This is a genomic window from Streptomyces bluensis, assembly GCF_014650715.1.
GTDB lineage: Bacteria > Actinomycetota > Actinomycetes > Streptomycetales > Streptomycetaceae > Streptomyces > Streptomyces bluensis.
The window spans coordinates 460,967-473,817 of record NZ_BMVM01000004.1; the positions used below are offsets into that span (position 1 = coordinate 460,967).

Genomic DNA, 12,851 nt, shown 5'->3' on the forward strand with positions numbered 1-12,851 from the left:
CCGTACCCGCCGGAAATTCGGAGGCAGCCACCCGTGCTCGCCCCGTAGCGTGCGACCCCATGACAGTGATCGTGCGTGACTTCCGCCCCGAGGACGCCGCGGCCCTCGCCCAGGTGCGGCGCCAGGCCCTTCCCGTTCTGGTCTCCACCGCCGAGTCCGTCCTCCACGACGTCACCCACATGCATCCCGACGCCCACTACGGGCTGCTCGTCGCCGAGGAGGACGGCGAGGTGATCGGCACGGCCGACGCGGGTCTCGCCCACGACAGCCCGGTGCCGGGCCAGGGTTACCTGAACGTGTACGTGCACCCGGAGCGCGTACACCGTGGCGCGGGCGCCCTGCTCGCGCGCACCGCCGAGGAGCGGCTCGCCGCGCTGGGCGCGACGGCGCTGTTCTGCTGGGTACTGGACACCCCGGCCGACCGTGCCTTCGCCGAGCGGCGGGGTTACCGCGCGAGCCGCTCGTCCTGCTTGCTCAGCCTGGACCTGGTCCACGGCACCCTCCCCCCGCTCGCCACGCCGCCTGCCGACGTCGAACTGCGCGCCGCCGCGGCCTTCGCCGACGACCCGCGCCCGTTGTTCGCTCTGGACGCGGAGACGACGGCGGACGAGCCCGGCGACATCGACGCGGAGCTCGACGACTACGAGCAGTGGCTCCGCAACACCTGGCACCACCCCCTGCTGGACCACGAGTTGACGACGGTGGCCGTGGTGGACGGCACCCCTGCCGCGTTCACCGCGGCCCGCACCGACGGCCGGGGCCGCTACTTCACGGCCATGACGGGCACGGCGCGCGCCTTCCGCGGCCGGGGGCTGGCCAAGCTCGCCAAGAACGCCTCCCTGCACCGCGCCCGCGCGGCGGGCTGCACGGAGGCGTTCACCGGCAACGACGCGTCCAACGGACCCATGCTGGCGGTCAACAAGTGGCTCGGCTACGAGGTGTGCGCGACGGAGGTGCGCTATGTCCGCGAACTCGGCTGACCCCACCGGCGGTTCGGACGCCGCCCTGGTCGCCCCGGATGCCGCTCTGGAGGTCGTTCTCGTCAAGGCCGGGCGCACGAAGATCCGCTACCCCGCCGACCTCCTCCACGACGACGGCACCCGCGTCACCGTACGGGCGGCCTGGGCGGGCGAGGGCGTCCGGGACTTCGGCTTCGTACGGTTCGAAGCGGGTGATGTCTTCATCGAGCACTACTGGCGCGACCGCTGGTACGCGGTGAAAGAGGTCCGCGACGGCGCGGGCACCCTCAAGGGCTGGTACTGCGACATCACGCGCCCGGCCACCGTCTCGGCCACCCCCTCCGGAACCGAACTCGTCGTCGAGGACCTCGACCTGGACCTGTGGCGCTCCGCGGACGGCAGCGCCGTACTGCGCCTGGACGAGGACGAGTTCGCGGCGAGCGGTCTGGCCCAGACGGCCCCGGAGGCCGCGTCCGCCGCCGTGGCCGCTCTCGACGAACTGGAGGCCCTGGCCCGAGGGGGCGGATTCGAGGCACTACTGAGTTGACGGGCGAGCCACCACCGCGTACCGCTCGTCCTCCACCTCCCGCCCCCACAGCCGGGCGTCGTCCGAGAGCCGCTCCACCCGCACGTCCTGCGCGAGGGGCGCGAGCAGCCCGGTCAGCCGCTCCGCCGGTATGCCGACCGGGCTGACCGTCCCCCACACTCCCTCGATCAGCACCAACCGCCCTCCCTCACTGCCGAAAGCGTGGGAGGTGCCCCCAGGACGCAGCAGCCCGGCCCAGGCCCGCAGTACTCGCTCGGGGTCCGGGAGCGTCCACAGCACATGGCGGACGAGCACGACGTCGAACCGCTCCTCCCCCACCGGCGGCGTCGCCGCGTCCCCGACGAGGAACACCGCGGCCCGGCCGGCGAGCTTCGCACGGGCCCGGTCGACCATCGCCGGCGAGAGATCGACACCCGTCACCCGATGCCCCTGCTCGGCGGCCAGGAGCGACAGGCTGCCCGTCCCGCAACCGAGGTCCAGCACGTCGGCCGGCCGTGCGGGCAGCCAGGCCGCCAGCCGGTCCGCCCATGCCTGCCGCACCCCGGGGTCGCGCAGGCCGTGGTCCGGCTCGTCGTCGAAGGTGACGGCCTCGGTGTCCCAGTCGACGTCATCGTTCGTAGTCATTCCGTCAGGGTGACACCCGCCACTGACAGTCGGGGCCGCGGTCGCCGGAGCGTGCCGGATCCCCCTCATCGCTCACGCCCGCGCACTGCCTGTCTGATCGCAGCATGAGCGCTTCCTTAAGACGAACATAAGGATCTCGATCACCGGCCGTCAGTAGGCGATTCCGCGGTTTTCTGCGGCTAGTTTCGATGGCGCCGAGGAGGCACGGCTCCGGGGGCTGTCCGGCGGCTCAGGCCGGACAGCCCCCGCCCGCACGCGTCGTCGGGCGCGTGTGTCAGCCGAGCACCGAAAGGCAGGTCGTCGGTGTGGCGTTGGCCGGGTCGAGCGCGTTGGTCACCTCGTGGAACGCGATGCGGTCGAGGAGCCCGATCGCGGCGTGCTCGGAGAGGTCGGCCGCGCACAGGTCCTGGATCACGACGTTGCGGACGTTCGGCCCGTCGAGGAACTGTGACCGGTACGGCGTGACCACCTCGTCGTACTTGGTGGCGATGACCGTGTACGTGACGCCGGGCACGGTGTCGCCGCCCGCGTTGAGCTTGGTGAGGAAGGCGGAGCCCACTATCTGGTCGGCGAGCGCGGGCGTCGCGGTGGAGATGAGGTCCTCCGCGCCGGGGAAGTAGTCGAGCAGTTCGGTGAGGCCGCCGAGGTTCGTGCCGTGGTTGCTGGGCGCGATGCCGACCAAGGCGTTCACCTCGGCCGCCCCGCCGAGGAACTTGAGGTAGTAGCGGGGCATCATGCCGCCCTGCGAGTGGCCGACGAGGTCGGTCTCGGCGGCTCCGGTCGCGGCGAGCACCTTGTCGACGAAGTCGTCGAGTTGCTCTGCCGACTTGTCGATGGGGCCGAGTCCGTTGAAGAACGGGACCCCCGGCAGTTGCCCGTAGTCGAAGGAGTAGACGCAGTAGCCGCGGTTCACCAGGTAGGGAGCGAGCCCGAGCCAGTTGTCGACGGAGTTCGCGAACGTTCCGTGGACGAGGACGACGGGACGGGGGTGGGCGGCGGAGGGTTTGCAGGAGTAGTCGTTCCAACCGCTGTCGGGGGCGGCGGCTGCCTGTGCGGTGGTGGCGGGGACGAGCGTGGCGGCGGTGGCCAGCAGCAGTGCGGCGAGGGGGGTGAGCACTCGCTTCCAGGGCAGCATCGGGTGATCTCCTTGCGGCTCAAGGGAGGTGCGACGACGTACGCCCTGTGATCCGGATCACGAGGATGCTGTTCGACTCGACAAGTTACGGGCGAGTAGGTGAAGTGTGAAGTTACGCGTCAGTAAAAACTTCCAGTGGCGGCTGTGACGCACTGGTGCGTGTCGCTGGACATGCGATAGGGGGGTTACGAGCGCAGGGGGTTACCAGGCGGCCGGGGAGTTACGAGGCCAGCGTGCCCGGCCCGATCACATGGGCACCGAACCTGGCCCGCGCCCGGTCCGCGACCTCCTCGATGCGGCGAGCCTTCTCGTCCACCGGATCGAAGGTGAGCTGGTGGGTGGCCTGGTCGGCGGGGCTCAACCCCTCGGCGCGCAGGGCGATTCCACGGACGCGGGCGCGCTGGAGGCCGAGCGCCTCGTACATGCGGTACGCGGCGTCGGTGAGCGCCGGCGAGTGCGCGGTCGGCTCCTTGAGCTTGCGGCTGCGGGTCGTGGAGGTGGGGGTCCCCCCGCTTGAGCGAAGCCGAGAGTGGGGGAGGTCGGCGTACCGCACGGTGAGGGTGAGCGTGCGGCACACCTTCTCCAGGGCGCGTAGCCGGATGCCCAGTTCCTCGGTGGCGGAGAGCAGGGCGCGGCGGTGTTCGGCCGGGTCCAGTTCGTCGCGCGGGAAGGAGCGTTCGGCGGCCAGAGAGCGCGAGACGGCGTTCGGGACGACCCGGCCGCGGTCGATGCCCTGTGCCTTCTCCCGCAGTTCGCGGCCGGTGCGGGCGCTGGTGAGCCGTTGCAGGGTCGACAGGGGGGCGGCGGCGACCTTGCCGAGGGTGTCGAGGCCGTACTCGCACAGGGTGCGGGCGGTGGCGGCGCCGACTCCGGGGAGCGCGGCGACCGGCTGCCCGGCCAGGAACTCCGTGAGGGCGCCGGGCTCTTCGGGCACCACTCGGATCAGCCCGGGGCGGGAGTCGTTCAGGGCCATCCGGGCGAACAGCGGGCCCGGCCCGGCCCCGATCGCGCAGTCGATCCCGTACCGGGCGAGGGAGCGCACCCGGATCATCGAGGCCAGATCCAGGGCGTCCCGGCCGAAGTACCGTTCGGCGCCGTGCAGGTCGACCAGGGCGCGGTCGGGTGGCAGCGCCTCGATGACGGGCGTGAACTCCTCCAGCATCTCGATGAGCCGGGGCAGGGCGGCCTCGTACGTCGGAGGCAGCTGGAACTGGACGCAGAGGATGGTCATCCCGCACTCCCCGGACTCTGGTGCCACAACTTCCGTCCGCTCGCGGGCCCTTCGCCCGCCGGGCGCAGATCCGCCCAGGGGTGCATTTCGAACCCCGTGGGCATCTGGATGCGCCGGCCGCCCGCCGGTTCCTCCCCGTCGGGGGAACCGTCGGGTCCCGCTGCCCCACCGGCCTCACCTGCTTCACCGACCTGTGCCGCCCCGCTCGGCCCCGCCAACCGCAGGGCCACTCCGTCCAGGCCCTCCTCCCGCCGCAGCTCCACCAGTTCGGCGAGGTTCCAGGCGGCGGAGCCCACCACGCTGAGGCTGCGCGGCCCCCGTCGCTGCACCACCCCGCGCACCAGCAGCAGCCAGGAGTGGAAGACCGTGTGGGCGCAGGCGTCGTGGGAGTCGTCGAAGAAGGCGAGGTCGACCAGGCCGGTGCCGTCGTCGAGGGTGGTGAAGATGACCCGCTTGCCGGAGCGGATCGGCGGGGTCTGGGTGGCCGCCTTGGCGCCCGCGACCAGGACCGTCTCGCCGTGCCGGGTCTCGCGCAGCCGCCGCGCGGACACCACGCCGAGCTCGGTCAGGAACTCCCGGTGGTCGTCCATCAGGTTGTGCGAGACGTCCATGGAGAGCACGCCCAGCTCGGCGCTGAGCCGCTCCGCCGAGGACAGGTCGGGCAGCCCGGCGGATGCGGTTCCCCGCCCGCCGGCGAGAGGGAGTTGGGCGCCGCCCGCGCCGCGTCCGCTGCGTCCGCCGCGTCCGCCCCGGGCGACCCGGTGCAGTTCGGTCAGGTGCAGTTGCAGGTCACGCCGGTTGGCGCCGAAGTCGTCCAGTGCGCCGACCTGGGCGAGCCGCTGGGCCAGCGGGCGGCTGGGCCGGGCCCGTTCCCAGAAGTCGAGCAGGGAGGCGTACGGCTGTCCGTCCGCGATCCGTGCCGCCTCGGCCTCGCTGATGCCGTACACGTCGGAGAGCGCCAGCCGCACACCCCAGATCCCCTTGCCCTCCCTGGATTCCCAGGTCCCCTTGCCCACCCGGGGTTCCTTGGGTCCCCAAGTGCCCTTGCCGGCCCCGGATTCAGACACCAGTTCGATACGGTGGGCGACGCCCGACCGGTTCACGTCCAACGGGAGGATCGGCACCCCCTGCCGCCGCGCGTCCGCCAACAGCAGCCGCTTCGGGTACATACCGGGGTCGTGCGTGAGCAACCCGGCGTAGAACGCGGCCGGGTGATGGGCCTTCAGCCACGCCGACTGGTACGTCGGCACCGCGAAGGCGACCGCGTGCGCCTTGCAGAAGCCGTACGACCCGAACGCCTCGACGATCTCCCAGGTCCGTGCGACGGTCTCGGCGTCGTACCCCTTGGCGGCCGCGGCCTGGGCGAACCAGACCCGGATCCGCCCCTGCGCCTCGGGGTCCGACAGCCCGCGCCGCACCTGGTCCGCCTCGTCCCGTCCGCAGCCGGTCATGATGTGCACGATGTCGATGATCTGCTCGTGGAAGACCACGACGCCGTACGTCTCCCTGAGCGGTCCCTCCAGGTCCGGGTGCGGGTAGCGGACCGGCGCCCGTCCGTGCCGGGCCGCGATGAACGGCCGCACCATGTCGGCGGCGACCGGACCGGGACGGAACAGCGAGATGTCCACCACCAGATCGTGGAAGGTGGCCGGCTGGAGGCGCCCCACCAGGTCCCGCTGGCCCGGCGACTCGATCTGGAAGCAGCCCAGCGTCTCGGTGGAGCGGATGAGCCGGTACGTCGCCGGGTCGCCCGCGTCGATGTCGACGTCGTCCAGGTCGATCCGGGTGCCCGCCGCCCGCTCGGCCTCCGCCACCGCGTGCGCCATCGCGGACTGCATCCGCACGCCCAGCACATCGAGCTTGAGCAGCCCGAGGTCCTCGACGTCGTCCTTGTCGAACTGCGACATGGGAAACCCCTCGCCGCTGGTCGGCATCACCGGCGTACGGGCGAGGAGCGAGGCGTCGGAGAGCAGCACCCCGCACGGGTGCATGGCGACTCCACGCGGGAGGGCGTCGAGCGCCTCGACCAGCTCCCACATACGGCCGTACTTGCCCCCGTACGTCCCGTCGTGCTTCCCCTCTTCCCGCTGAAACTCCCTCGCCAGTTCCTTGAGCTCGGGCAGTTCGTCCAGCGCGGCCCGTGCGTCGCGTGCCCGGATGTGCGGGAAGGACTTGGCGATCCGGTCGGTGTCGGCCGGATCCAGGGACAGCGCGGCGCCGACGTCGCGGATGGCGTGGCGGACGCGGTACGTCTCCGGCATCGACACGGTCGCGACCCGTTCGGTGCCGAAGCGGTCGATGATCGCGCGGTAGACCTCCAGCCTGCGCGCGGACTCCACGTCGATGTCGATGTCGGGCAGCGCGATCCGCCGCTTGGACAGGAAGCGCTCCATCAGCAGCCCGTGCCGGACGGGGTCGGCGTGTGCGATGCCGAGGAGGTGGTTGACGAGGGAGCCCGCACCGGAGCCGCGCGCGGCGACCCGGATCCCCATCCTCCGTACGTCGTCCACGACCTGGGCCACCGTCAGGAAGTAGGAGGCGAAGCCGTGGTGGGCGATGACGTCGAGTTCCTGGTGCATCCGCTCCCAGTACTCACGCCGCCGGTCGTACCCGCGCAGCACCATCCCCGCCGCGGCCCGGGAGGCGAGAGTGCGCTGTGCGGTACGGCGGCCCGCGCCGACGAGGTGGGCCTCGGGGAAGTGGACGCTGCCGATGCCGAGGTCGTCCTCCGGGTCGACCAGGCACTCGGCGGCGGTGGCCCGTGTCTGCTCCAGCAGCCGGTACGCGGTGTCACGGCGGTAACCCGCGGCCTCGACGATCCGCTCGGCGGCGCCCAGCATGGCGGACGCGTCCTTGAGCCAGGCCTCGCCGGAGTCCAGCTCGCGACGGGGGTCGACGGGAACGAGCCGGCGGGCGGCGTCCAGGACATCGGCGACGGGGCCCATGCCGGGGTCGGCGTACCGGACGGCGTTGCTGAGCACCGGGCGTACGCCCTGCTCGGCGGCGAAGCCGACGGTACGGGCGGCCAGCCGCAGGGAGCCCGGCCCGGTGCCGTCGCGGCCGTGCCACACCGCTTCGAGACGCAGGGCGTCGCCGTGGATCTCCCGCCAGGGCGCGAGGAGCCGTGCGGCCCGGTCGGGGCGGCCGGCGGCGAGCGCGCGGCCCACGTCGGAGTCGGGGCCGAGCAGGACGGTCAGCCCCTCGGCGGCGCACGCGGACCAGGGCAGCAGCGGCCGGCCGCCGTTCCCGCCCGCAGGGTCGCCCGCATGCGCCGCAGAAACGATTCGGCAGAGCTCGGCCCAGCCTTTCGCACCCTCCCGGGCGAGGAAGGTCACCCGAGGTGTCGACTCATCGATGAAGGCACCGCCACGGACAGGAGTCCGCCGCTTCCCGCGCGGGCCGGCTCCCTCGACCGCATGCCTCACCGCCGGCGACTCCTCCACCGCCAGCTCCACCCCGAACAGCGGCCGGATCCCCGCCCCCGCGCAGGCCTTGGCGAAGCGCACCGCCCCCGCGAGGGTGTCCCGGTCGGTGAGCGCGAGAGCGTCCATGCCCCGCTCGGAGGCGCGCTCGGCGAGCCGCTCCGGGTGCGAGGCGCCGTATCGCACGGAGAACCCGGACGCGGTGTGCAGATGTGCGAAACCCGGCACACACACCTCCGCACTCCAGGAGCCCTCACACGAGCCCTCGAACATCAGTTCCCAGCTTTCTCACCCTCACCATACCCCCAATCTCGAACTCATGTACGACACCCGTTCGAACCCGTCCCACCTGCGGAAACACCCGTCGAATCCGTCCGTGGGGACATGACATGGCGGGCTGAGCGGCGGCGCGAACCGTCCCTCCCGACCCCGGACGCACTCGGACCCGCAGGCACGGGAAGCCTGCGGGTCCGAGCTGTGCAGGGTGTCAGCCGATCTCGGTGCCGGTCGCGGACAGTGCCTCCGTGACCGGCTGGAAGAACGTCTCGCCACCGGAGGTGCAGTCGCCGCTGCCACCGGAGGTGAGGCCGATCGCGTCGCCGCCCGAGAAGAGCGAGCCGCCGCTGTCGCCGGGCTCGGCGCAGACGTCGGTCTGGATGAGACCGTTGACGATGTCGCCGCTTCCGTAGTTCACGGTGGCGTCCAGACCGGTGACCGTGCCGTCGTGCACCTGGGTCGTCGAACCGCTGCGGGTGACCTCCATGCCGACGGTGGCCTCGGCCGCGCCCGTGATCTCCTGGACGGAGCCGTTGTAGAGGTTGACCTCGCTCGGGTGGTCGACGTCGGCCGTGTACTTGACCAGGCCGTAGTCGTTGTCGGGGAAGCTGGAGTCCTCGTTGGTGCCGATCTCGTTGCCGCTGGAGTCCGACCAGGTGGAGATGGACTCGGTGCAGTGGCCGGCGGTCAGGAAGAACGGTTCCCCGCCCTTGACCACGTTGAAGCCGAGGGAGCAGCGGCCGCTGCCATCGGTGATGGCGTCACCGCCCGCGATGAAGGGCTTGAACTCCCCCTTCGTGCGTTTGAGTTCGGCCTTCGCGCCGAGACCGTCGACCACCTCGGTGAGCTTGGCCCACTCGGCCTCCGAGACCGTGCGGTCCGCGGTGACGACGACCTTGTTGGTCCTCGGGTCGGTCGCCCACGAGGTGCCGGGGATGGTGGCGTCCTCCTTGAGCGTCGTACGGGCGCTCCTCAGCTCGGCGAGGGAGTTCTCGACGACCCGCGCCCTGGCTCCGGCCGACTCGACGGCCTGGGCCGCCGCCTCGTCGAGCACGTTCACCACGAGGTGCCTGGCCTTCGCGTCGTAATACGTTCCCGCCGCGTCACCGCCGAGGTCCTCGCCGAGCGTCGAGGCGAGGTTTCCGGCCGCCACGGCCGAGAGGATCTTGAGGTCGGGGGTCTTCGCGTTCTCGCTCGCGTTCGCAGTCTGGAAGGTGACTCCCGCGGCCACCAGTGCGGCGATACCCGCACCTGCCACGGCCGCGCGCCGCCTGGGTATGCGTCGGTGCTTCAACTCACGTCCTCCTGTGGGGGGTCGGTTCCGGACGTTGTGGGGACCTCGGGAACCGGAAGGTGGGCACGGATCTGCTGCCCGAAAAGAGCGCGTCCATGCCAATGGACGACGACCACTATCCCGAGGCGTCCAGGGAGCACACAAGGCCGACTTCAGGACGCGCGCGCGTCAACCGGTGCGCGCCGTCCGCAGCGTGACGCGTGTAAACCCGCGGTGGCCACACCGGGTGGGTCCCCACTGCAAACACGACAACCGAGGGTTATCCCTCTACGGCCGGCGAGGTCTAGTCCTGTCCGAATGCCGACCCCTCGGGGTCCGGATCCGACCGCGGTTCAAGAGGCGGCAGTTGCTCCTGCACCGGTTGCTGCGGCGCCTGCCGCAGGGTGCTGCTGTGTCACGTCAGGCCCCTGCTGGGCCGTTGCAAGGGGGTGTCGGCAGGATCACCTGAGCCCCGGCCCCGCACGTGCGACCGCAGCGGTGCCCTTCAACGGTCACCCCGTCACACGGACAAGCGGGAGCCCCCGCACGGCACTTGCCGTGCGGGGGCTCGCCTGTTGCCTGCTGCAGGTTCTGCCGCGCTGGCGCCGGAGCGTCCTCCGGCCGTGCGCACCGGTCAGAAGACGTTGACCCCGTAGGCGCTCAGGGCCTCGGTGACCGGCTGGAAGAACGTCGTGCCGCCGGAGGTGCAGTTGCCGCTGCCGCCGGAGGTCAGACCGTAGGCGGTGCCGTTGCTGCCGTAGAGCGGGCCGCCGGAGTCGCCGGGCTCGGCGCAGACCGTGGTCTGGATCATGCCGTAGACGATGTCACCGCCACCGTAGTTGACGGTCGCGTTGAGGGCGGTGACGGTCCCGGTGCGGGTGCCCGTCGTGGAACCGGTGCGGATCACGCTGGTGCCCACGCTCGGGGTGGCCGCACGGGTGATGTCCACGTTGCCGGCGGTGCCGGACTTGGTGACGGACGAGTTGGTGTACCGGACGATGCCGTAGTCGTTCGTCGGGAAGCTGGAGCCCGAGGTGGTCCCGAGCGTCGTCGTCTTACCCGAGTTCGACCACCAGGTGCCGGCGCCGTCGGTGCAGTGACCGGCGGTCACGAAGTAGTCGGCTCCGCTGCTGTTCTTCACGTTGAAGCCGAGGGAGCAGCGCCAGCTATCCGCGTAGATGGCGTCGCCACCCTTGATCAGCTTGTTCATCTTGCCCGGGGTGCGCTTGATCGTCAGAGCACCGGCGTTGCCGCCGGCCGCGTCCTTGATCTTCTTGATCTCGGCCTGGGAGACGGTGCTGTCGACCGTGAGGAGGACCTTGTCGGTCTTCGGGTCGATCGCCCAAGCGGTACCCGGCACATCCGCCTCAAGGACGGCAGAGCTGGCGCTCTTGAGCTGGGCGGTGCTGAAGGTCTGCACGTCACTCGCCTGCGCGGTGGGGACCATGACGGCGGCCGCGGCCACGAGTCCGGTCGTCACGGCGATCAGCCGAGTCCGTCTCGCAACGCTGCTCCGGGGGGTGGTGCGCGTGATCCTCACAGTACGTTCCCTCCTGAGGGAAGTCGGGGGCCCGCCGTGGGGTTGGGGGCCCGTGAGGCGCAAGTCAAGGAATGCGTCCGGATTCCGAACACGTCGTGCCCCTGACAAGGCGCTGAGGGGAGTATTCGGTCATGCGGCCGAGTGACGCAAGAGGGCGTTCGGACGCATAAAAATCAACTCGCCCATCAGCAGCGGTACTTGATCTCCCAACCCGCCATGTGAGGATTCTGTGCAGACCCTTGGTCGCGCCTGAGTGGCTCCTCTGAATGGACCGGTGTGTTTTCCTTTGTGGCGGTCGGAGCGGCTTGCGCTCGCCGGCCGCGACGGCGATGTCCAGCGGTCGGCGAGATCCAGCTCCGCCCGAAGGACAAGGGTGAGCCCCCGCACGGCACTTGCCGTGCGGGGGCTCACCTGGTTACTGGCTGCGCGGGTTCGGTGGTGCGGATGCCGGAGCGAATCCGGCCGTCACCCCGAAGCGCCGGCGAGGGGTACTAGAGGACCGAGGCGCCGTAGGCGCTCAGGGCCTCGGTGACCGGCTGGAAGAACGTCGTACCGCCGGTGGAGCAGTTGCCGCTGCCGCCGGAGGTGAGGCCCAGCGCGGTGCTGCCCGAGAAGAGCGGGCCGCCGCTGTCGCCGGGCTCGGCGCAGACGTTGGTCTGGATCATGCCGTACACGATGCCGCTGGAACCGTAGTTGACCGTGGCGTTGAGGCCGGTGACCGTACCGCCGTGCAGCCCGGTGGTGCTGCCGCTGCGCTGCACGGACTGGCCCACGTACGCGTTGCCCGCCGAGGTGATGTCCCGGTACGTGCCGTTGTACAGGTAGACGCGACCGTCCGCCGCCGACGGGTTGGAGTGGCGGATGATGCCGTAGTCGTTGTTCGGGAAGCTGGTACCGGCGCGAGTGCCGATGGACCAGCTGCTGCTGATGTTGGTGCAGTGACCGGCAGTCAGCGCGTAGGAGACGCCGCCGGCCGTCACGTTGAAGCCGAGCGAACAGCGGCTGCCGCCGGTGGTGATGGCCTCACCGCCGGCGATCAGCGGGCGGAACTTGCCGGGGGTGTGCTTGATCGTCAGGGCGCCGGCGTTGACGCCCGCCTCCTTCTTGATCTTCGCGATCTCGGCCTGGGAGACGGTGCTGTCGACCGTGAGAATGACCTTGTCGGTCTTCGGGTCGATCGCCCAAGCGGTGCCCGCCACATCGGCCTCAAGGACGGCAGAGCTGGCGCTCTTGAGCTGGGCGGTGCTGAAGGTCTGCGCGTCGCTCGCCTGCGCGGTGGGCACGGTGATCGCGGCCGCGGCCACGAGTCCGGCGGTCACGGCGATCAGCCGGGCTCGTCTGGAGACACCGCCATGGGGGGTGGTGCGCGTGATCCTCACAGTTCCCTCCTGGGGAAGTTGGGGGCCCTCTGTGGGGTTTGGGGCCCGTGAGGCGTGAGCCAAGGGACGTGTCCGATTTTCGAACACGCCGTGTCCCTGACAAGACGCTGGAGGGAGTATTCGGCCACGCAGTCGAGTGACGCAAGAGGGCATCCGGAGCGGGTCATTCAGCTTGGCCCGTTTCGGCGGCATTTGATCTCGCGACATCCATGTGAGGATTCCGCGCAGACCCCGGGTCGCGCCGAAGTGGCCCCAAGGAATCAGCCGGTGTGTTTCCTTTTGTTTCGGTCGGAGCAGACTGCACTCCCCGCCGTGACGGCGAGGTCCAGCGGTTCTCCGTACTCACCCAGCACGCCCCTTCACGCCCGGGCGCCGCGCCTTCACACAGGCACACCCCTCCCCCTGTCTCTTCCTTCGGGGAGCGCGCCTCGCCTCTCGGCAGTCACACGCCGGCTTGACCGCTCG

9 protein-coding genes are annotated in these 12,851 nt (G+C 70.9%); 2 read left to right on the forward strand and 7 right to left on the reverse strand.

Translation table 11 applies throughout. The features are described from left to right. Positions 1 to 59 precede the first annotated feature (59 nt). Positions 60 to 980: a GNAT family N-acetyltransferase gene (locus tag IE262_RS14765; RefSeq protein ID WP_189874002.1), complete on the forward strand. Its 921-nt coding sequence runs from the start codon at positions 60 to 62 to the stop codon at positions 978 to 980. Beyond that, positions 961 to 1,506: a ribonuclease FAU-1 family protein gene (locus IE262_RS14770; RefSeq protein ID WP_189874004.1), complete on the forward strand. Its 546-nt coding sequence runs from the start codon at positions 961 to 963 to the stop codon at positions 1,504 to 1,506. The genes IE262_RS14765 and IE262_RS14770 overlap by 20 nt, the downstream gene beginning before the upstream one ends. Here IE262_RS14770 and IE262_RS14775 read toward each other — a convergent pair. The 7 genes from IE262_RS14775 to IE262_RS14805 form a co-directional block, all read right to left on the reverse strand. After that, positions 1,495 to 2,130: a class I SAM-dependent methyltransferase gene (locus IE262_RS14775; RefSeq protein ID WP_189874006.1), complete on the reverse strand. Its 636-nt coding sequence runs from the start codon at positions 2,128 to 2,130 to the stop codon at positions 1,495 to 1,497. The two genes, IE262_RS14770 and IE262_RS14775, sit on opposite strands and share 12 nt — an antisense overlap. A 274-nt stretch (positions 2,131 to 2,404) precedes the next feature. Continuing rightward, positions 2,405 to 3,265 carry an esterase/lipase family protein gene (locus tag IE262_RS14780; RefSeq protein WP_134040211.1) on the reverse strand — a complete coding sequence of 287 codons (861 nt, stop codon included), beginning with the start codon at positions 3,263 to 3,265 and terminating at the stop codon, positions 2,405 to 2,407. A 220-nt stretch (positions 3,266 to 3,485) separates the two neighbouring features. Next, positions 3,486 to 4,496, reverse strand: a complete 1,011-nt coding sequence (locus IE262_RS14785; protein ID WP_189874008.1) for a DNA polymerase Y family protein — start codon at positions 4,494 to 4,496, stop codon at positions 3,486 to 3,488. Beyond that, positions 4,493 to 8,146, reverse strand: coding sequence for a DNA polymerase III subunit alpha (locus tag IE262_RS14790; RefSeq protein WP_189874010.1), 3,654 nt, complete (start codon positions 8,144 to 8,146; stop codon positions 4,493 to 4,495). The genes IE262_RS14785 and IE262_RS14790 overlap by 4 nt, the downstream gene beginning before the upstream one ends. A gap of 259 nt (positions 8,147 to 8,405) precedes the next feature. Beyond that, positions 8,406 to 9,488, reverse strand: coding sequence for a S1 family peptidase (locus tag IE262_RS14795; protein ID WP_189874012.1), 1,083 nt, complete (start codon positions 9,486 to 9,488; stop codon positions 8,406 to 8,408). 613 nt (positions 9,489 to 10,101) lie between these two features. Beyond that, on the reverse strand, positions 10,102 to 11,007 hold the full coding sequence (locus tag IE262_RS14800; RefSeq protein ID WP_134040203.1) for a S1 family peptidase: 906 nt from the start codon (positions 11,005 to 11,007) through the stop codon (positions 10,102 to 10,104). Between the two features lie 491 nt (positions 11,008 to 11,498). Continuing rightward, the gene (locus IE262_RS14805) at positions 11,499 to 12,386 is read right to left on the reverse strand and encodes a S1 family peptidase (RefSeq protein WP_373305049.1); all 888 of its coding nucleotides are present in this window, start codon (positions 12,384 to 12,386) and stop codon (positions 11,499 to 11,501) included. Positions 12,387 to 12,851 lie beyond the last annotated feature (465 nt).

Coding starts and splice junctions, on each gene's coding strand:
- IE262_RS14785 (WP_189874008.1), bottom strand. CDS start 4,496: ATGACCATCCTCTGCGTCCAGTTCCAGCTGCCTCCGACGTACGAGGCC.
- IE262_RS14780 (WP_134040211.1), bottom strand. CDS start 3,265: ATGCTGCCCTGGAAGCGAGTGCTCACCCCCCTCGCCGCACTGCTGCTG.
- IE262_RS14765 (WP_189874002.1), top strand. CDS start 60: ATGACAGTGATCGTGCGTGACTTCCGCCCCGAGGACGCCGCGGCCCTC.
- IE262_RS14770 (WP_189874004.1), top strand. CDS start 961: ATGTCCGCGAACTCGGCTGACCCCACCGGCGGTTCGGACGCCGCCCTG.
- IE262_RS14775 (WP_189874006.1), bottom strand. CDS start 2,130: ATGACTACGAACGATGACGTCGACTGGGACACCGAGGCCGTCACCTTC.